The following is an 18,364-nucleotide window of genomic DNA, read 5'->3' on the forward strand; positions in this document are numbered from 1 at the left end:
CCTATTCAACGAGATGGCCGGAATTCCCTTCGCATCAGTAAATATCAGCGCTTGGCGGAGTTACCAGCCAGTACGGCAACGGCTAATACTGGCTGCATCCTACGGGAATCGTTTTCTACCAATGCCTTTCACATATGAGAGATTTCCAATCACAGCGATTTCGGTAGGTCGGCACGAATAGCTGACGGCCGCAGGTGATTTCACACCCCCTCCACGATGGATCGATTACACCAACGGCGGCACACCACGAATTTCGTCGCCTATTCCGCTCGACGCCACGAAGCCGGTGTCCGCGAGCGTCGTCAGGCGGTTGATTCCGTGACAGCGTCAGCGCATGCGGGCTCGACCTCGGCGGGCGAGCGCGCCACAGGCACGAAAGAACGGCACTGGGCTCCGAACTCAGCGGACCAGGTGGAACCGATGCATACCGTCTTCGTCACCGTCGACATGCCAGCCGGCCGCGACGAAGAACTCGACGGCCGCCCGGTTATCCGGGTCGACGAATGCGACCCACCCCCGCGTCGGTGGATGGTCACCCCAGCTCAGCACAGCTGACAAGACTTCCCGCCCCAGACCCGAGCGCCTACGCCACGGGCACACGGCCAGATCGGTGATGGCGTGCACCCCATCGGAGGGGCCCCAGGCGCAGCCCGCCAGACCCACCGGCGCGCCGTCGGCGTCGGTGATCACCAGTTGAACGCCCGCACTCTCGGCCAGAACATGTTCGAGCCATTCCTCGTCGAGCGGACCCAGTCGGCGGTTGAGCTCTTCATCGCCGAACCATGCCGCGATCCACTGCCAGTCGGCACGAACAATCCGCCGAGTACACAGGACAGAACCGGCCGACGGACACACGAGACGAGGAAAGCGCCGACTACTCCGCGGAGCGGTAGTACGGCTCGACTGTCCCGTTGACCTTGACGACCATCGGGTTCCCGCGGCGGTCCTTGGCGGTGGGCACCTCTACGCGAACCCACCCCTCGGCCACGTTGTACTCGTGCACATTGGTCTTTTCGACGCCATTGAATCGGATCCCCACACCGCGGATCAGTACGTCCTCGCTGTAGTGGGCACTGCGCGGGTCGATGGAGAGGTGGTTCGGAGGAACGTCCTCGTTCTGGTGCTCAGAGTCTTGCTCAGACATGATGACTATCGTCCAATGCTGCGATGTTCTCGGCTGTGGTCCCCAAAGAACCTACGCGACCGGGGCCGACCCGGTCAGCCCAGGTCGCCCTCGGCGCACCCACCTCGGGCGAATCGAACTACAACGCCGGGGGCACCAGCACGAGGGCGAACCCGTCAGCGGCCCGACCGGTCTGGCGAGCCACCAACCTGGCCGCCGGGCCGGAGGTCGCAGCATCAGCCGCACCGGGCTCTGTCAGCCGAAGCCGGGCGGCGATATCACGCAGGTCCACCTCGGCGTCGCTGCCGTGGAACCCGTCGACCCAGGACGACAAGGAAGGAGCAATCGCCGCGGGGAGCGGGGTCGAACTGCCGACGAAACCGGCCAGCAGATCTCGGATGACCGATTGCGTCTCACCGGCGCCCAGTTTCGTACACAGCCAGGAGTAGGCGCTGTGATCCACGAAGCCCCGCGCGGCATGCAACAGCGCCCATGCGAAGGCCACCTCGGCCGCTCGGTCCATCACCACCACTTCGCTACCCCCTTCTCACGACCCAATGTGCCGCTGGCCCATTGCCGCGCGCCGGCCCCGCCGCCGCATCGTCCGCCGTGGCGACGCTCCTCAGATACATCCGCTGACACATGGATCGACAGGCTGGGCCGACTCGGGAGCGAGGATGCCCGCCCCCGGCTGCTGTTGGGTGTAGTCCACGTCCCCGTCCAGCGACGGGGCGATCGGAACAAATCGACAGAGCAGGGAGACCGCCAACGCGCAGGGCTCGTCCACCGGTTCGGCGTGAACCGGTGACGCCAGGACCACAGCGGCAATAAACGCGGCGACGGCGATCGCGACAACTGCCGACAACCCTCGTCGCCTCGCCGCGGCCGGGATACCCGGTCGCGGACCGTCCATCGGGATGGTGCCCGTCACGTCACGCCCCTCTCCTGCCGCCGATGGCACGACGCCCGACACATCGGTGCACACTCCATTGGCGCCGATCATATTCGAATTTGCATTCAAATATGGGCGAAGTAGGAATGTCGGCACCGGAGTTCCACATCTTCTCATCCACTCGCAAGACCGGTGCGGCCTTCTATCAGGCTCAACAGGTCGCGGAAGATCGCCTCGAGGCCGTCCAGATCAGGAGCCAAGGCGGCCTGCTCGTAACCCACGAGGAGATAGAGGGCCGCATCGGCGAAGCGACCGGCGCGGATCCCGTCGACACCAAGCTCAAGGGCCGCATCGAACACAACTCGTTGCCGCAATCGGTCCACCTCGGCCTGAATGGCCGCCACCTCGGGATCCACCCGACTCCAGGCTCGTATCGCACATTCCGCGGGGTGATTCAGTCGCAATGCCACCTCGACGAGGCCCTCGATACGCCGCCGCGGATCGGGTTCGGCGCAGATCACCTTGAGTTGCGCCAACGTGCCGTTGACTTTCCAGTACTCGATGAGTTGATGGCGGCAGTCCGCCCAGTTGTCGAAGTAGTGATAGAACGACCCGGAGGTGACCCCCAACCTTCGACACACCTCAGCCAGCTTCAGCCCCAAATGCCCCCGGTCGCCGAGGACTTCCAGCCCGACCGCCACGTAATCCTCCCGGGTCACTGTCGGCCGGACCGCTGCAGGTTGTCGGGTCGGGGCACGCACAAATTCTAATCTATGATAAATAACCAAGGGAAGCATCTCACTGCACGCAGTGCGTGCGAGACCCGCCGGCCCGATGGAGATCCGCATATGACTATCCGACCAGCCACCTCCGCCCGCGAGGACCGCGCAGACTCGGGTATGTGGACGCAACCCGACGCCGTGGCGACCTGGCTACGGACCCACGGTATCGACGTCAGCACTCCACTGACCATCACCAGAGTGGGTATCGGGCAATCGAACATCACCACACTCGTCGTCGATGCCGCGGGCCGGGAATGGGTGCTGCGCGAGCCACCGGCAGGCACCGCGGCCGGTCAGACCCACAATCTGGACCGGGAAGTCGGCATCCTGCGTGCGCTGGCACCCACCGAGGTACCCGTTCCGGCGGTCATCGGCACCGGCAGGAGTTCCGGCGGAGCACCGTTCGTGGTCATGGAGCGCGCCGCCGGTTCGGCGCTGGAGACAGAAGACGATGCCCGTTCCCTCACACCGGACCAGCGGCATGCCCTCGGTCGTTCGGTGGCCATGACCCTCGCGTCGCTGCATCGATTGGACCCCGCGATCTTGAACATCGAGGTGTCGGGCGACCCGTATCTGCTTCGTCAGATCCGACGGGTGACGGCGGCCTGGGAACGCGTCCGCGCAGAGAGCCGCCACGATGACGCGTGGTCGGCCACGCGTGACAAGCTCGCCGAGCACCTTCCCGAGAACGCACCTGCGGTCATCATGCACGGTGACTACCGGCTGTCCAATCTGTTGGTAGCCGGCGGTCGGATCACCGCCGTGCTGGACTGGGAGCTGTGCACCGTCGGCGACCCACTCGCCGATCTGGCCTGGCTCCTCGACGATTGGCGGCCCGCCGCGGAACCGGCCATCGTGATGCCGAGCCCCACCCGGGCCGGCGGTTTCCCGAATCGTGCCGAGATGATCGACATATACCGCAACGTCACCGGCCGGGACGTCGACAATCTCGACTATTACCGCGCCTTCACCCAGTGGCGGGCGGCAAGCCTCTTGGAGGGCGTGCGATTCCGTCGTCTGTCCGGAGCGATGGGAACGCACGCCGCCATCGACCCGGGTGCTCTCGAAGACTCGATCGGGGTACTGCTGGCATCGGCGCGCGAGCACCTGCGCGATATCGGCTGATCCAGCTCAACGATGCGCGGCGTCGGCAATACCGTGTCGAATGATGGATTGAGCGTTCTCGACGACAGCCTCCACCGATGAGCGACGCGGATTCCACCACTCCACTGCCCAATTCAACGCCCCGAGCACCAACATCTGCGCGATGTACAGATCGAGATCGCGGCGTAGGACGCCATCTCGGGCGACATCGTTGATCAGCCTGCGCCAGATGTCGCCGTAGCGCTCCTCCTCGAGAATCTGCCGCTTCCGGATCTCCTGAGGCACCTGACCGGCGTTGCGGATCGCGGCCGTCGTGTAATCCGATATCTCCAGTTCATGTCGAAGATGAGCCTCCGCGGCAACCAGTAGTCGGTCCAGGGCCGGGGTTCCGTCGGGAATTTCGTCGAGCACCGACGCCACATGCTCCCGCATATCCGCTATGCCCGCCCACATCACCTCTTCGATCAGTTCGTCGCGAGACGGGAAGTAGTAATAGATGGCGGGCGCCTGCAGATCCGCGGCGGCGGCGACATCAGTCAATCGAAGACCCGCATAGCCATGCTCAGACAGGACCCCGGCGGCGGCGTCGAGGATGCGCTTGCGCGTCAGAGCCGATTTGGATTCGTGCTCGGACTCGCCCGAATCCACCTGATTCGCCGACGTCGAGGGCCGATTGCTGTGCCTGGGCATTCCGACATGATACGGCCGGGCTCACCCAGGTCGGTCGACATCCGACTGGGTCGGCGGTACCGCCATGACCCATCACCGTCCCGGCATGCAACCGGCTGCCGCCGCCACAAAAAATGAATATAAACTAAAAACTGCTTGACCAAACCGCTTGCATTGCGCACAGTGATGGGTGGCCCCCGCCGCGCGGACCGCGACGGACGCTCAAGAACGCGAGCACTCGAACCTCGGTGAGATCACGCCTGAACGCGCGATGCTCGGTTGGCGACGCGAGCATCACCGGCCGAGCACCCCTGGATCGGAGCGACCACCATGCACATATCGGCATCGGGTGGCGCGACCACAGCATTCCGGCGCAGCATCGCGCTTACCGCTCTCCTGCCGATCGCGGTGCTCGGCGCGGCGCCGGCGCATGCGGACAACCGCAGGCTCAACGAGAGCGTCATCGCCAATGTCTACACGGTGCAACGTCAGGCGGGCTGCCCGACCGACATCACCCGCAACCCTGCGCTGCAGCTTGCCGCCCAATGGCATGCGCGCGATGCGGTGGCCCATCGTGACGTGTTCGGCGAACTCGGATCTGACGGTTCCACTTCGCAATCCCGCGCGGACAGGGCCGGCTACCGCGGGACCGCACAGCAGACCGTTGCCATCAACCCGGCACTGGCCATCAGCGGAATCGAATTGATCAACCAGTGGTATCACAACCCCGTCTCGCTGGGAATCATGCGCAACTGCGCCAACACCGAGATCGGAGTGTGGTCGGAGAACAGCTTTGACCGTACCGTCGTCGTCGCGGTGTTCGGTCAGCCGAACTGACCGGCCACCTGCAATGTCCCATCGAACGTCCTCAGCCGGAACACGTTCGGCGACATGGCATCCGTCCGTACCCCGGCAGCTCATCAGTGTTGCCGTGACGCGCACCAGAGAAATTGGATGAACACATGACCACTGCCGATGACACCCGCGCCGGGTGCATGGTCGGGGACCCGACATCGGTCGAAGCCCGCTTCGGTTTGCACGACTGTCGTCTCACCGCCGACGGAAATCGTTGCGCGTTCCGGATTCCACCGTGGGCCCGCGATCGGTCCGGGCGACCGAGAGTGGGCGCACTGATGGTGCTGGCCGACCACATCCTCGGCGAGCTCCCCTACCTGAACAGGCCGCCGAGAACCTGGACACTCACCGGGGAACTGACCCTCGATATCATCAGGGCGGTTCCGCTGGACGGAGAACTCATCGCCGAAGCGCGAACCGTGGCCGGACGTTCGGAGACGTTCGTCGAATGTCACATCACCGACCGCACGGGCGAGATCGTGGCAACCGGCACGACGCGCAGCGTCACCGTTGCCGCTGCCGGAGCAGATCCGTTGACCGACAACGCCTCACAGGAGGATGCCGCACAAGAGGATATGCCGATCGACTGCAGTGACATCGATCGCGTTCTCGGCCTGAGTTATCGGCAGTCGGACGACCTGCTCCACGTGGAGATGACGGATCCAGATGGCTGGGTCAACGGATTCGGGATCATGCATGGCGGTGTTTCCGCCTGTGTCACCGAACTGGCCGCCGCCGAGTACGTTCGCGCGCACAATCCGGACCTGCACACCGCGCACGTACACACCGCCTACCTGCGCCCGGTCGTTGTCGGATCTCCCTATGTCGCAACGGCTCGTGCCTATCACGTCGGTAGGTCCTCGGCCGTCGTCGAAGTTCTCGGCTTCGGCGGCTCCGGAGAGCTGTGCACCGTGTCGACCGTGACCGCACGCCGGCTGGGCGCCGTCGATCGGGCATCGACTTCGACATCCGCATCGACCGAGGAGGAGGCCAGATGAGCACGGCACTGCGCAAGGGTGACCGCATCACAGGCAGGACGGTGGTGCGCGCCTCCGCGCGGCACGTCTACGACATCGTGTCCGATATCCGCCGAATTCCGGAATGGAGCCCGGAGTGCATCCGCGCCGAATGGACCGGTCCTCAACAGTTCCGCGGCACCAATCGTCGCCGATTCGGACGCTGGTCCACCACCGGGCGCATCATCGCCGATGATCCGGGACGGGAATTCGGCTTCGCCGTCCAGATGGGCGGCGCGGACTTCACCACCTGGATCTACCGTATGGTGCCCGCACCGCACGGTTGCGAGCTCAGCGAAGAGATGACCATGTGTGTCGACCTTCCCACGGTCGCGTTGCTGTTCGAACGTATCGCGCTGCGGGTCAAGGACCGCCGAACCGACCTGCAGGGCAACATCGACCAGTCGCTTCGTACCATCCGGCGCATCGCCGAGACCTCGGCCCAGCCGAACGGTGTGGTCCTACCGTGACCGCCGGTGCCTCGAATCCCGAGGTGTTCGACCATATTGTTGTCGGGGCCGGCTCGGCGGGGTGCGTGATCGCCGCACGGCTGGCGGCAGCCGGGGCCCGGGTCGCCCTACTGGAGGCCGGCGGCACCGACCGCCGCCCCGATGTGCGGCTGCCGCTGGGCATCGCCTCCCTGTTCGCGACCGCGAATTGGCGATATCCCATGCTGCCCGATCCGAGCAAGCACGATCAACCCAGTGCATTCGCGGCCGGCCGGATCATCGGTGGCAGTGGGTCGATCAACGCGATGGTCTACGTGCGAGGACGTGCCGCCGACTACCGACGTTGGGCGCAAGCCGGTGCCACCGGATGGGACCACGAGGATGTGCTGCCGGCGTTTCGGGCCCTGGAGAACTGGTGCGACGGTGCCGACGAGTTCCGCGGCTCCGGCGGCCCGATCGACGTGAGCTGGTGCGGACATACCCACCCGCTCGACGCGGCCTTCCTCGACGCTGCCGCCGAAGCCGGCTTCGACCGTAATCCGGACCACAACGGCGCGTCACAACTCGGTGCCGGCACGGCCCAGGTGAATCAGCGGCGAGGCCTGCGATGCTCGGCGGCGACCGGATTTCTCCGCCCGCTGCCCGCCGACCGGCGACCGCGCGTCATCACCCGGGCGCCGGTCGATCGGGTCGTGTTCGAGCGCGGTCGGGCCATCGGGGTCATGGCCCGCGGGCGACTCCTGCGTGCCGAGCACGATGTCATTCTCAGTGCGGGCGCGATCGGTACACCGGCCGTGCTGCTGAGATCGGGAATCGGACCCGGTGGCACCACCGCAGATCTGGCCGGGGTGGGCCAGAATCTTCAGGACCACCTCGTGGTGGCACAGCACTGGTCCAGTCACGTGCCCACGATCAACTCCCTGACCGTGCCGCAGGCGGCACGGGCACTGGGCTCGCTGGCCGCGCGTGGCTCCGGCCCGCTGACCACCACACCATTCGAGGCACAGCTTTTCACCGACGATTTCCAGATCGCGATATCACCCGTCCACTATCAGCTCGATCCGCTCCGGGGACGGGCCAGGATCGGACGTGCCGATGCATTCACGGTGTACACCGTGCTGCTGCACCCGCGATCCCGCGGGCACGTCGAGTTACGCAACGGCCAACCGGTGGTACGTCACCACCGGTTGGCCGACGCCCGGGATCGCGCCGATCTGCTGTCGGGCACCGCACTGGCCCGCGAGCTGGTGGAATCCACATCGGCGATGCGGCCCATGGCCGGGCGGTATCTGGACGACACCGGACGCTTCGACGCAGACTGGCTGGGCGACAAGGAATCCAGCATCTACCACGCAGTCGGCACATGCCGCATGGGAACCGACGACGACGCCGTCGTCGGACCGGATCTACGTGTACACGCTGTGGGCGGGCTCCGTGTCGCAGATGCCTCGATCATGCCGAACATCACCTCCGGCAACACCAACGCGCCCTCGATGATGATCGGCTATCGCGCCGCCGACGTCATTCTGCACGGCTGACCATTTCACGCAGGAGCCGCTATGTCTTCACCCGAAACGTCCTCACCCGAAACGTCTTCACCCGGAAGCCCGCCACCCCAGCGGCGTCGGCGATCGCTTGCCATGACCCGATCAGAGCTCGATGCTTTCCTCCGTGCGCAGCGGACGTGCCGAGTCGGCACCGTCTCGGCAAGTGGGCAACCGCACGTGACCCCGTTGTGGTTTGCCTGGGACGGCACAGCAGTGTGGTTGTACTCCATCGTCGACAGTCAGCGTTGGGCCGACATCGTTCGTGATCCCCGAGTGAGCGTCGTCATCGATGACGGGGAGCGTTACGCGGAACTACGCGGAGTAGAGATCCTCGGGGTCGCACAGACGGTGGGCGACATCCCGCGGACCACCACCCCCGACCCACAGCTGACCGAACCGGAACGGCTGTTCGCGGACAAGTACTTCGGCTCCGCCGACTTCGTCAGCGACGGGCGCCACGCATGGCTGCGGGTCATCCCGAACCGGCTGCGCAGCTGGGACTTCCGCAAGATCGCACAGCGGCCTGCATAGCTCGGTCGGTCCCGGCGCCCTCAACTGTCCAGCAGTTGACGGGCTGCCCGCTCCCCGCTCACCACGGCGGTCTCGACGCCCAGGTGGGCCAGATAGTCGCCGGCCACCCGGATTCGCGGGGGCATCGACGCCCGCAGGTCGCGCATGCGCGCATAGTGGCCGGGCGGGCATGTCGCCAGCGCACGATCGAAGCGGAACACCTCCGCTTCCGGCTGCGGATATCGCGAACCGAGAATCTCCCCCACGTGTCGTTGCGCCACCGCGATGAGTTCGTCGTCGTCGAGGCGCCCGGTGGCCTCGCTGGAGAAGTACGAATCGGTCATCCGCGCCCCGGCGGGTACCAGATCCGACGTGCGGGCGGTCTTCACAATCGTCCCGAGAACGTCGCGTGGCCCGGCGCCGATCGGCAGCAATATCTCGAATGCGCTGCTGGGCCAGGGATCCCGCTCCCAGCGGAGATTGACGTGAGCCATCGACGCATACGGAGCATCCATCAAGACCCGGCGTGCGTCTGCCGTGGCGGCATCGCCGAGCAGCCCTGCCGCGGTGGCCGAATCGGTCGCCACCACGACACCCGTGGCCGACAGCGACGTCCCGTCTGCGATTCCCACGAGCACCGACCCGTCCGACCGAGCTGTCACCGAGGTCACCTCGGTGCCGAGGCGCACCTGTGCGTCCCTGGCCAGTTCTGCGCACAGACTTCCCATGCCCGCGCGTGGCAGAAAGAACTTCGCGCGGTGGGCGCGCTTCATCAACCCCTGGAGGTACGGGATCGACAGATCGCGGCAGTCGGTTCCGAACGACGGTTCGATCAGTGGCCGAACGAAGCACTCGAAGAGGTTGTCACCCAATCGGCGTCGCGCCCAGCTCTCCATGTCTTCACCGGTGTCGAACTCCGCCAGACTGTCTGTCTCGAACGGATCGGGCGCCGGGGACACGATCGCCTGGATTGCACGCGCCGCCAGACGCGCCTTGTCTGCGAAGGACAGCAGAGACGACGCGAGCACCGAGGGGATGTAGTCGTAGCGGATGGCGTTCAGCTGTCGGCCGTCCCACAGACCTGCCAGCGGCGACCAGCCGGTCAGCAGATCACCGCGGCCCGCGTCGGTGAGCATCGCGATCGTCCGGTCATAGGAATTCAACAGGTAGATGGCACCGACCTCGACCCCGAATCCCCCGCGGGTAACGGTGCGGGTCCGACCGCCGAGCGCATCACCGGCCTCCAGTACAGCTACCGGTCTTCCGGCACGTGCCAGGGTCGCTGCGGCGGCGCAGCCCGCCATCCCGCCTCCGATGATCACATACATGGCGATGTCTCCTCTGTCCGACGATCGGGGTGGCAGGCCGGGCGCCGCGTCATGCCAGCAGGTAGAGGCCGACGAGCAGCAATCCGACCACGATGTTCCAGACGCCGAACACCGCGCGCAGCGCGAACGGCGCGTCGCGCAGCTCCATGAAGTACTGGCCGACGAAATGCACCTTGGCAAAGGCGATCACGATGATGCTGATCGCAGCGCTGCGGTCGCCCAGTTCGTGTCCGACGCCGAGGATCCAGGATGCCACGGTGGCCGCGACGAGGAAGAACCAGACAACCGTGATGCGGTCGCGCAGAAGATTTGTCAGCATTATTTCACCAAGTAGAGGAGTGGGAAGATGACGATCCATAACAGGTCGACCATGTGCCAGAAGCACGCTGCGCCCTCCAGGTAGCGCTGCTGGCGCTCACCGCGCGCCGGCCGACGGGTCAGGGTGACCATGAACCACAACAACGCGAGTCCGATCACCACATGCAGCAGGTGCAGCCCCGTCATCACGTAGAAGTACATGAAGAACTCGTTGGTCGCCGGCACCAGACCCAGCGAGATCTTCTCGCCGTACTCGATCGCCTTGTTGACGATGAAGACCACCCCGCACCCCATGGCCCCGTAGAGAAGCCGGCGGGCCAGCTCGAGGGCACCACCGCGAACTGCCCGCAGGGCGGTCACCACCAACAGTGAACTGGTCAGCAGTACGAGGGTGTTGACGACACCGAAGGTCTGGTTGAGCAGGAGCTGCGATTGGTTGAACTCCGCGGTATCGGCGCCGCGGTAGTACAGATAGACGCCGAAAAGCATTGCGAACACTGTCATGTCCCCGAAGATGAAGACCCACATGCCCTCTTCACCGGGGAGATGTCGCTGCCGTGGCACATCGTTTCCTGCTCGAGTGTGCTTGGCGGTCGTCGGCATGCTGGCGCCCTTCGTCATTGATCGGACCGTACGACGAAGAATTTAACATGAAATAAAAAGTGGAGTACGGTATCGGTATGGTGAGTCAGCTCAGCGAGGAAGAAAACCTGCTCGTCGACACCGTGCGTCAGTTCGTCGACCGCGATGTCCGACCGACGGTGCGCGACGTCGAACACGCCAACGAGTACCCCGAGGCGTGGATCGATCAGATGAAGCGTATCGGGATCTACGGGTTGGCCGTTCCCGAGGAGTACGGCGGCACACCGGTGTCCACCGCCTGCTACGTCCTGGTCACCCAGGAGTTGGCACGCGGGTGGATGAGCCTCGCCGGAGCGATGGGCGGACATACCGTGGTGGCCAAGCTGGTGTCCCAGTTCGGCACCGAAGAACAGCGCCAGAAGTACCTTCCGGCGATGGCCAGTGGCGAGATGCGTGCCACGATGGCACTGACCGAGCCGGGCGGCGGATCGGACCTGCAAGCCATGACCACCACGGCACTGCCCGCCCCCGACAATGACGGCGAACTCGTCATCAACGGCGCGAAGACCTGGATCTCCAATGCTCGCCGGTCCGGGCTGATCGCACTGCTGTGTAAGACCGACCCGAAGGCCACGCCCAAACACACCGGCATCTCGGTCGTCCTCGTCGAACACGGCGACGGCCTGACAGTGTCGCGCGACCTGCCCAAACTCGGTTATAAGGGGGTGGAGAGCTGCGAGCTGTCCTTCGACAACTGCCGAGTGCCTGCCGGCGCCGTTCTCGGCGGCGTGCCCGGCAAGGGCTTCCCCCAGATGATGCGCGGCCTGGAGACCGGACGAATCCAGGTCGCGTCCCGCGCGCTCGGTGTCGCGACCGCCGCACTGGAGGACTCGCTGGCCTACGCCCAGGAACGAGAGAGCTTCGGCCAGCCCATCTGGAAGCACCAGGCGATCGGTCATTACCTTGCCGACATGGCCACGAAACTGACCGCCGCGCGTCAGCTGACGCTGCACGCTGCACAGTGCTACGACAGCGGACGACGTGCCGATATGGAGGCCGGTATGGCCAAGCTGTTCGCCTCGGAGACGGCCATGGAGATCGCGCTCAACGCCGTGCGTATCCACGGCGGCTACGGCTACTCCACCGAGTACGACGTGGAGCGATACTTCCGCGACGCTCCGCTGATGATCGTCGGCGAGGGAACCAACGAGATCCAGCGCAACGTCATCGCCGCCCAACTTGTTTCGCGTGGCACCCTTTGAGCGGGAACGACGTCGCACACGGCACCCGGACGCCGGGCTCGCGCCGCCCACTCGTACCGCCTGCGTCGCCGACGACATGGCGACGAAGTGGGGGCGCAGCCAAATTTATGGCGCTCACGCTCTTATCATCATCTGATGGCGAGAAAGCCGGCGATTGCCGAAACACGTGAAGCATCGGATGACACGTCGGGTGACACCAAGGCGCAACGCACCCGGGCGCGCATCCTCGACGCCGCCGCGCGCGTCCTGAGCGTCAAGGGCTACGCGGGCACCCGCCTCACCGATGTCGCCACGCAGGCCGATCTGCAGGCGCCGGCGATCTACTACTACTTCAAGTCCCGCGACGATCTCATCGAAGAGGTCATGTTCTGCGGGATCAGCGATATGCGACGGCATCTGACCGGTGTGCTCGACGCGCTTCCCGACGGCATGAACTCGATGGATCGGATCATGACCGCGGTCGAGGCCCATCTGCAGCACGAGCTCGAGCTCTCCGACTATGCCCGCGCCACCATCCGCAACTCAGGCCAGATCCCCGATCATCTGAAGGCCCGCCAGAAGAAGGAAGAGGCTGCATACACCCGGATCTGGAGAGGGCTGGTCAAGGCCGCCGCCGACGACGGTGAGATCCGCGACGATCTCGATCCCATGCTGGCCCAGGCCCTGGTTCTGGGCGCGCTGAACTGGGCGGCGGAATGGTGGGACCCGCGCCGCAACTCCGTGGAGACCATGGTTCACAACGCCCAGGTGTTCGTCCGCCACGGCCTGAGTCCGGTGCCACCGGCGAAGACCCGCCGCAAGCGGTGACGCTCGCGCCCGCTCGATGCGCACCAACGGATTGCCGACATTTTTGATTCTATGTTAAATTAATCGGCATGACTGAGGCTTATATCGTTGACGCCACCCGCACCGCCGTCGGACGGCGCAAGGGCGGTTTCGCAGACGCACACCCGGCCGATATGGCCGCTCACGTGATCAAGACCGTCACCGGTCGCCACGATATCGACCCGGCGGCCATCGACGATGTGATCCTCGGCTGTCTGGACAACATCGGCAGCCAGGCCGGTGACATCGCCCGCACCGCGGCGCTGGCCGCCGGACTGCCGGAGTCAGTGCCGGGTGTGACGATCGACCGCCAATGCGGATCTGCCCAACAGGCAGTACATTTCGCCGCCCAGGCCGTGATGAGTGGAACGTCGGACCTCATCGTCGCCGGCGGTGTCCAGAAGATGACCCAGTACCCCATCCTGTGCGCGTTCAACGCCGGTGAACCCTTCGGATCGAGCGATCCGTGGACCGGGTGCGAAGGTTGGCAGGACCGCTACGGCGACCAGGAGATCTCCCAGTTCCGTGGTGCCGAGATGATGGCGGCCCAATGGAAGCTCAGCCGCGAGGACAACGAGCGGTTCGCCCTGGAAAGCCATCGACGCGCCCTCGCCGCGATCGCCGACGGCCACTTTGCCAGGGAGATCACCGAGTTCAAGGGCGTCAGCGTCGACGAGGGCCCCCGTGCGGACACCACCGCCGAGAAGATGGCCTCGCTGCCCACCCTGGTGGAGGGCGGAGTGCTCACGGCCGCAGTCGCCAGCCAGATCTCCGATGGCGCTGCCGCACTGCTGGTCGCCTCCAAGTCTGCTGTCGACCGATTCGGACTGACCCCCCGCGCTCGCATCCACCACATGTCGGTACGCGGCGCCGATCCGGTGATGATGCTCTCGGCGCCCATCACCGCGACCCAGCACGCGCTCAAGCGCGCCGGTATGTCGATCGACGATATCGACGTCGTCGAGATCAACGAGGCCTTCGCTCCGGTCGTACTGGCGTGGCTGGCCGAGATCGGCGCCGATCCCGCCAAGGTCAATCCCAACGGCGGCGCAATCGCGCTCGGACATCCCATCGGCTGCACCGGCGCCCGGCTGATGACCTCCATGCTGCACGAGCTCGAGCGCACCGGCGGACGATTCGGCCTGCAGACCATGTGCGAAGGCGGCGGCCAGGCCAACGTGACCATCATCGAACGCCTCTGATCATCATGAAGCGCTCACTGTACGAAGCCGATCACGAGGCCTACCGGGACACCGTGCGGGAATTCCTTGCCCGCGAAGTGGTTCCGCATCAGCATGACTGGGACGAGCAACGCTGGATCGACCGCTCCGTCTTCGCGCGTGCCGCCAAGTCGGGCATCTACGCCCTACAGGTTCCCGAAACCTACGGCGGATCCGGCGAGGCCGATTACCGGTACCGGATGATCGTGTGCGAGGAGATCGCCCGGATCAACGCGCTCTCGTTCGGGCTCACGGTCAGCCTGCAGGACGACCTCGTGCTGCACTACCTGCTCGACCTGACCAACGACGAGCAGAAGCAACGCTGGTTGCCGGGATTCGCCGCCGGCGAGCTGATCGGCGCCCTGGCGATGACCGAGCCCAGCGCGGGCAGCGACCTGCGCGGTATGCGCACCACAGCCCGCCGCGATGGTGACAACTGGATTCTCAACGGCCAGAAGACCTTCATCTCCAGCGGCATCATGTCCGATGTATTGGTCGTGGCCGCCAAGACCGACCCCGACGGTGGCTCACGCGCCTTCAGCCTGTTCGTCGTCGAACGCGACACTCCCGGATTCGAACGCGGCCGCAAACTCGACAAGCTCGGTCTGCCCGCCCAGGACACCGCCGAACTCTACTTCGAGGATGCCGTGGTGCCTGCGGCCAACCTGCTGGGCGACAAGGGCAAGGGTCTGCAGTACCTGATGAGCCATCTGCCCCGTGAACGGCTCGGCGTCACCGCCAAGGCAATGGCCACCACGCGGGCCATCTTCTCCGCCACCGTCGAGTACTGCCAGAACCGGCAGGCTTTCGGCGCGCCGCTGACCGACAAACAGCATGTGCGCTTCGAGCTCGCCGAGATGGAGACCGAGATCGACATCGCAGAGGCCTATACCGACCGTAGCGTGCTCGCCTACAACGCCGGCGAGTTGAGCGCTGCGGACGCGGCGAAGGGCAAGTGGTATCTGAGCGAGCTGCAGAAGCGGGTCATAGACCGGTGCCTGCAACTGCACGGTGGGTACGGCTACATGATGGAGTATCCCGTCGCCAGGGCATATCTGGACACCCGCATCCAGACCATCTACGGCGGCACCACCGAGATCATGAAGGAGATCATCGGGCGCGATATCGCCGCCCGCTGAGCATCTGTTTATGCCCGGGGCTGGAACAACCGGCCCCGGGCATATTCGTCGGCGGGACAACCCATCAGCGAAAAACCTTGATCCGTTCCGATTTTCGAATCTATACTAAAAATTCATTTGCTCGCACACCCGAGGAGCGCCCGATGACCAGCAGCCCGGTGGATTCGGCACCAGCGCACAACGATCAAGATCCAGACAACCCCGCGGAGCGCGAGTATGACCCCGTCGACATCTCCCCCAAATCGTTCTGGGCGAAATCGGCCCGCGAGCGCGATGTCGCATTCGCAGAATTACGCCGCCGGGCCCCGGTGAGCTGGCAGCGGCCCGTCGAGAGTGATCTCGCCCCGTCGGAGATCACCGGCTTCTGGGCGGTGACCTCCCATGAGCTGATCCGTGAAGTCAGCACACATCCCGAGATATTCTGCTCCGGCGGCGGTATTCAACTCGAAGATGTGCCCGACGAGTTTCTCGAGGCGGCATCATCGTTCCTGGCGATGGATGGTCAACGCCACCTCACCTATCGCAGGCTGATGAGTGGCTCGTTCACGCCTCGCCAGGTCAAGCGCATCGAAGACCAGATCCGCGACCGGGCGGCAACGATCGTCGACGAATTCCTTGCCAAAGGTTCCGGCGACTGGGTCGAGAATGTCGCCAAGCAGATGCCGATGAACACGATCTACGAGATGGCCGGCCTCCCCGTGGAGAAACGGGATGAGGCAGCGCATTTCGCCGACGAGCTCGCCGGCTGGAACGACCCCGACATCGCTGCAGGCCGGTCGTCTGCCGAGGTCCTCAACGACGCTCTGGTCGGCAATCTCGGGATCGGTCTGGAGTTCGCCGAGACGACCAGGGCCTGCCCGCGCGACGATATCTGGTCGAACCTGGTGACCTCGACCGTCGATGGTCATGAGCTCGACGACGACGAACTCGCCTCGATGTTCGTGCTGATGTCCTTCGCGGGCAACGACACGACCCGCACCACATTGTCACTGGGCGTGAAGGCCTTCGTCGACAACCCGGACCAGACGGCGTATCTGCTCGAGGACTTCGAAGGCAGGATCGACGCCGCCATCGATGAGGTGCTGCGCTGGGTGACGCCGGTGATGACCTTCCGGCGCACCGCGACCCAGGACACGGTGCTCGGCGGACGCCAGATCCGCAAGGGCGACTGGGTGGTGATGATCTACTCGTCGGGCAACCGCGACGAGAACGAGTTTCCCGACCCCTGGACCTTCGACATCAGCCGCAAGCCCAATCAACACGTCGCCTTCGGTGGCGGCGGGCCGCACTACTGCCTCGGCGCCTTCCTGGCCAAGATGCAGCTCAAGCACATGCTGGACCAGATCTTGCATCGCCTGCCCGAGTTGCGGTTCGGTGAACCCGACATGCTGGTCAGCAACTTCGCCGCAGCGGTGAAGACCATGCATGCCCAAGCGCGCTGTCCGGTCGGGCACTGAGTTCGTCCGACTCCCCGACTGAACCGGCACCCCCCGCCCCGACACCGTTGTCGGGGCGGGGGGTGCCGTGGTCTGTGTGGGCGGCACCGACGGTCAGCGCGACCGATCGAAGAGTTTCTCGATCAGGGCACGTCGCTGCCCCCAGTCCGCGGTACGCAGATCCACATGCCCGGCCTCGGTGACGATCACCTCGATGTCATGGGCCGGTGTCGACGCTGGCCTGCTCAGCGTGTCCACCAGGGTGCAGCGCCCGCCGAATCCGGAACCGACCGCGATGATCGACAGCCCATGCGGATGCAGCCGCGCGGCTGCGCAGTAGTCGGGGTGTCCCCCGATGCCACCGACGATCTTGTCGCCGATACCCTCGACGTTGACCTGACCGAACGGATCGATCTCGATGGCAGTGTTGACCGCGAAAAAGGGTCGGCCACGGGACAATCTGGTGATGTCGTGGCTGTGGCCGATACCGCGCAGGATGGGCCGTCCATCGGCCCAGTCATAGAGGGCTCGGTCGCCGAACAGATACGTCGCCGACGGTTCCCCGATGAGCAGCCCACGGCGCTCCAGATCGATCACCGCATCGGTCAACAGCCCGGTGTCGACCGCCATGGGCGTGCGGCCGCGTTGCAGCAGTGCGGTGCCCAGCTGTCCGGGACCGTACTGCACCCGGGCTCCCTCGGGGATCAGCGCCAGGACCCGGTCGGCCAGTTCCTCATGTAGCGGCTCGGGCGCCCGCGGGGCCACACATGCCGGCGTGTCACCGGCCCGGCCCACCACCGACACCGCATCCAGTGGCAGCCCGGATTCGGCGCTGGCCGCCGGTGCCGCATCGTCGAGCACCGCCCATACCGGAACACCAGCATCGACCAGCGCCTGCTGCCATGACACCTCGGTGCAGAAGTGCACGGTGTCACCGCGGCGAGCCATCCGGGTGATCAGGACATCGGGACGTAGCGGCCCGGTCAACAGACCCGGAATCGCCGCAAGACTGGTCGGTATGGCGCAGGTGCCCGGATGTGGCAGCAGACCGCGGACTCCCCAGCCCGGCATCAGCGTCACGATCCTGGCGAAGGCTTCGGCCGAAACATCCTGCGGAGCAACAGGGCTCCATCCGAGGACGAGGGTCGCACCGCCGGTGTTCGCCGCGTAGTCGCTCAGTACCGCACCGATCGTGTCGGTGCTCCCGGCGAGGGTTCCGAGTGCGCCTACCCCGTCACCGAGCGCGATGACGGGGCGGTCGGTCGGCAGGCGCGCGAGCAGGCGGGCAAGATCACCACTGTGCACCG

Annotated in this window: 21 protein-coding genes; 11 read left to right on the forward strand and 10 right to left on the reverse strand. The window is 65.3% G+C overall.

From position 1 onward, the window contains the following. Nucleotides 1–399 precede the first annotated feature (399 nt). The 5 genes from PGN27_RS03275 to PGN27_RS03295 form a co-directional block, all read right to left on the reverse strand. On the reverse strand, nt 400–855 hold the full coding sequence (locus PGN27_RS03275) for a GNAT family N-acetyltransferase (protein WP_335324809.1): 456 nt from the start codon (nt 853–855) through the stop codon (nt 400–402). A 19-nt stretch (nt 856–874) separates the two neighbouring features. Further along, nucleotides 875–1,144: a DUF3297 family protein gene (locus PGN27_RS03280; protein WP_335324810.1), complete on the reverse strand. Its 270-nt coding sequence runs from the start codon at nt 1,142–1,144 to the stop codon at nt 875–877. A 118-nt stretch (nt 1,145–1,262) separates the two neighbouring features. Next, nucleotides 1,263–1,646 carry a hypothetical protein gene (locus tag PGN27_RS03285; protein WP_335324811.1) on the reverse strand — a complete coding sequence of 128 codons (384 nt, stop codon included), beginning with the start codon at nt 1,644–1,646 and terminating at the stop codon, nt 1,263–1,265. 99 nt (nt 1,647–1,745) lie between these two features. Further along, nucleotides 1,746–2,054 carry a fibronectin-binding protein gene (locus PGN27_RS03290; RefSeq protein WP_335324812.1) on the reverse strand — a complete coding sequence of 103 codons (309 nt, stop codon included), beginning with the start codon at nt 2,052–2,054 and terminating at the stop codon, nt 1,746–1,748. Between the two features lie 134 nt (nt 2,055–2,188). Beyond that, nucleotides 2,189–2,776 (reverse strand): TetR/AcrR family transcriptional regulator, encoded by a 588-nt coding sequence (locus PGN27_RS03295; protein WP_335324813.1) that lies wholly within the window; start codon nt 2,774–2,776, stop codon nt 2,189–2,191. Nucleotides 2,777–2,863: 87 nt separating this feature from the next. Here PGN27_RS03295 and PGN27_RS03300 point away from each other — a divergent pair, with 87 nt between their 5' ends. After that, the gene (locus tag PGN27_RS03300; RefSeq protein WP_335324814.1) at nt 2,864–3,922 is read left to right on the forward strand and encodes a phosphotransferase family protein; all 1,059 of its coding nucleotides are present in this window, start codon (nt 2,864–2,866) and stop codon (nt 3,920–3,922) included. A 6-nt stretch (nt 3,923–3,928) separates the two neighbouring features. Here PGN27_RS03300 and PGN27_RS03305 read toward each other — a convergent pair whose 3' ends face one another. Next, complete coding sequence (locus tag PGN27_RS03305; RefSeq protein ID WP_335324815.1) at nt 3,929–4,591, reverse strand: TetR/AcrR family transcriptional regulator; 663 nt, start codon at nt 4,589–4,591, stop codon at nt 3,929–3,931. A gap of 309 nt (nt 4,592–4,900) precedes the next feature. Between PGN27_RS03305 and PGN27_RS03310 the strand changes: the two genes are divergently transcribed. The 5 genes from PGN27_RS03310 (at nt 4,901) to PGN27_RS03330 (ending at nt 8,968) form a co-directional block, all read left to right on the forward strand. After that, nucleotides 4,901–5,407: a CAP domain-containing protein gene (locus PGN27_RS03310; RefSeq protein ID WP_335324816.1), complete on the forward strand. Its 507-nt coding sequence runs from the start codon at nt 4,901–4,903 to the stop codon at nt 5,405–5,407. 125 nt (nt 5,408–5,532) lie between these two features. Beyond that, entirely contained in the window at nt 5,533–6,423 is an 891-nt protein-coding gene (locus PGN27_RS03315) for a PaaI family thioesterase (RefSeq protein ID WP_335324817.1), read from the forward strand. Then, nucleotides 6,420–6,911, forward strand: a complete 492-nt coding sequence (locus PGN27_RS03320; RefSeq protein ID WP_335324818.1) for an SRPBCC family protein — start codon at nt 6,420–6,422, stop codon at nt 6,909–6,911. Before PGN27_RS03315 ends, PGN27_RS03320 begins: the two co-directional genes overlap by 4 nt. Then, nucleotides 6,908–8,428 (forward strand): GMC family oxidoreductase, encoded by a 1,521-nt coding sequence (locus PGN27_RS03325; RefSeq protein WP_335324819.1) that lies wholly within the window; start codon nt 6,908–6,910, stop codon nt 8,426–8,428. The genes PGN27_RS03320 and PGN27_RS03325 overlap by 4 nt, the downstream gene beginning before the upstream one ends. A 102-nt stretch (nt 8,429–8,530) precedes the next feature. Beyond that, the gene (locus PGN27_RS03330; protein WP_335324820.1) at nt 8,531–8,968 is read left to right on the forward strand and encodes a pyridoxamine 5'-phosphate oxidase family protein; all 438 of its coding nucleotides are present in this window, start codon (nt 8,531–8,533) and stop codon (nt 8,966–8,968) included. 20 nt (nt 8,969–8,988) lie between these two features. Here the strand turns inward: PGN27_RS03330 and PGN27_RS03335 are convergent, their stop codons facing one another. The 3 genes from PGN27_RS03335 to PGN27_RS03345 are packed head-to-tail and all read right to left on the reverse strand — an operon-like array spanning nt 8,989 to nt 11,214. Then, entirely contained in the window at nt 8,989–10,275 is a 1,287-nt protein-coding gene (locus tag PGN27_RS03335; protein WP_335324821.1) for a protoporphyrinogen/coproporphyrinogen oxidase, read from the reverse strand. A gap of 49 nt (nt 10,276–10,324) precedes the next feature. Next, on the reverse strand, nt 10,325–10,594 hold the full coding sequence (locus tag PGN27_RS03340) for a cytochrome C oxidase subunit IV family protein (protein WP_335324822.1): 270 nt from the start codon (nt 10,592–10,594) through the stop codon (nt 10,325–10,327). Beyond that, entirely contained in the window at nt 10,594–11,214 is a 621-nt protein-coding gene (locus PGN27_RS03345) for a cytochrome c oxidase subunit 3 (RefSeq protein ID WP_335324823.1), read from the reverse strand. Before PGN27_RS03345 ends, PGN27_RS03340 begins: the two co-directional genes overlap by 1 nt. Nucleotides 11,215–11,273: 59 nt before the next feature. Here PGN27_RS03345 and PGN27_RS03350 point away from each other — a divergent pair, with 59 nt between their 5' ends. The 5 genes from PGN27_RS03350 (at nt 11,274) to PGN27_RS03370 (ending at nt 17,078) form a co-directional block, all read left to right on the forward strand. Further along, on the forward strand, nt 11,274–12,437 hold the full coding sequence (locus tag PGN27_RS03350; RefSeq protein ID WP_335324824.1) for an acyl-CoA dehydrogenase family protein: 1,164 nt from the start codon (nt 11,274–11,276) through the stop codon (nt 12,435–12,437). Nucleotides 12,438–12,572: 135 nt separating this feature from the next. Continuing rightward, entirely contained in the window at nt 12,573–13,244 is a 672-nt protein-coding gene (locus PGN27_RS03355; protein ID WP_335324825.1) for a TetR/AcrR family transcriptional regulator, read from the forward strand. Between the two features lie 68 nt (nt 13,245–13,312). After that, nucleotides 13,313–14,464, forward strand: a complete 1,152-nt coding sequence (locus PGN27_RS03360; RefSeq protein WP_030136661.1) for an acetyl-CoA C-acetyltransferase — start codon at nt 13,313–13,315, stop codon at nt 14,462–14,464. 5 nt (nt 14,465–14,469) lie between these two features. Further along, on the forward strand, nt 14,470–15,621 hold the full coding sequence (locus tag PGN27_RS03365; protein WP_335324826.1) for an acyl-CoA dehydrogenase family protein: 1,152 nt from the start codon (nt 14,470–14,472) through the stop codon (nt 15,619–15,621). Between the two features lie 143 nt (nt 15,622–15,764). Continuing rightward, nucleotides 15,765–17,078, forward strand: a complete 1,314-nt coding sequence (locus PGN27_RS03370; RefSeq protein WP_335324827.1) for a cytochrome P450 — start codon at nt 15,765–15,767, stop codon at nt 17,076–17,078. Nucleotides 17,079–17,171: 93 nt separating this feature from the next. Here PGN27_RS03370 and PGN27_RS03375 read toward each other — a convergent pair whose 3' ends face one another. Continuing rightward, nucleotides 17,172–18,362, reverse strand: a complete 1,191-nt coding sequence (locus tag PGN27_RS03375) for an acetyl-CoA hydrolase/transferase C-terminal domain-containing protein (RefSeq protein WP_335324828.1) — start codon at nt 18,360–18,362, stop codon at nt 17,172–17,174. Nucleotides 18,363–18,364: the final 2 nt, after the last annotated feature.

The sequence above is a fragment of the Mycolicibacterium neoaurum genome, assembly GCF_036946495.1.
Lineage (GTDB): Bacteria > Actinomycetota > Actinomycetes > Mycobacteriales > Mycobacteriaceae > Mycobacterium > Mycobacterium neoaurum_B.

Bases quoted from the DNA above. Each gene is read 5' to 3' on its own strand.
- PGN27_RS03280 (WP_335324810.1), bottom strand. From the start codon at position 1,144: ATGTCTGAGCAAGACTCTGAGCACCAGAACGAGGACGTTCCTCCGAAC.
- PGN27_RS03285 (WP_335324811.1), bottom strand. From the start codon at position 1,646: ATGGACCGAGCGGCCGAGGTGGCCTTCGCATGGGCGCTGTTGCATGCC.
- PGN27_RS03300 (WP_335324814.1), top strand. From the start codon at position 2,864: ATGACTATCCGACCAGCCACCTCCGCCCGCGAGGACCGCGCAGACTCG.
- PGN27_RS03305 (WP_335324815.1), bottom strand. From the start codon at position 4,591: ATGCCCAGGCACAGCAATCGGCCCTCGACGTCGGCGAATCAGGTGGAT.
- PGN27_RS03310 (WP_335324816.1), top strand. From the start codon at position 4,901: ATGCACATATCGGCATCGGGTGGCGCGACCACAGCATTCCGGCGCAGC.
- PGN27_RS03315 (WP_335324817.1), top strand. From the start codon at position 5,533: ATGACCACTGCCGATGACACCCGCGCCGGGTGCATGGTCGGGGACCCG.
- PGN27_RS03320 (WP_335324818.1), top strand. From the start codon at position 6,420: ATGAGCACGGCACTGCGCAAGGGTGACCGCATCACAGGCAGGACGGTG.
- PGN27_RS03330 (WP_335324820.1), top strand. From the start codon at position 8,531: ATGACCCGATCAGAGCTCGATGCTTTCCTCCGTGCGCAGCGGACGTGC.
- PGN27_RS03335 (WP_335324821.1), bottom strand. From the start codon at position 10,275: ATGTATGTGATCATCGGAGGCGGGATGGCGGGCTGCGCCGCCGCAGCG.
- PGN27_RS03340 (WP_335324822.1), bottom strand. From the start codon at position 10,594: ATGCTGACAAATCTTCTGCGCGACCGCATCACGGTTGTCTGGTTCTTC.
- PGN27_RS03345 (WP_335324823.1), bottom strand. From the start codon at position 11,214: ATGACGAAGGGCGCCAGCATGCCGACGACCGCCAAGCACACTCGAGCA.
- PGN27_RS03350 (WP_335324824.1), top strand. From the start codon at position 11,274: ATGGTGAGTCAGCTCAGCGAGGAAGAAAACCTGCTCGTCGACACCGTG.
- PGN27_RS03355 (WP_335324825.1), top strand. From the start codon at position 12,573: ATGGCGAGAAAGCCGGCGATTGCCGAAACACGTGAAGCATCGGATGAC.
- PGN27_RS03360 (WP_030136661.1), top strand. From the start codon at position 13,313: ATGACTGAGGCTTATATCGTTGACGCCACCCGCACCGCCGTCGGACGG.
- PGN27_RS03365 (WP_335324826.1), top strand. From the start codon at position 14,470: ATGAAGCGCTCACTGTACGAAGCCGATCACGAGGCCTACCGGGACACC.
- PGN27_RS03370 (WP_335324827.1), top strand. From the start codon at position 15,765: ATGACCAGCAGCCCGGTGGATTCGGCACCAGCGCACAACGATCAAGAT.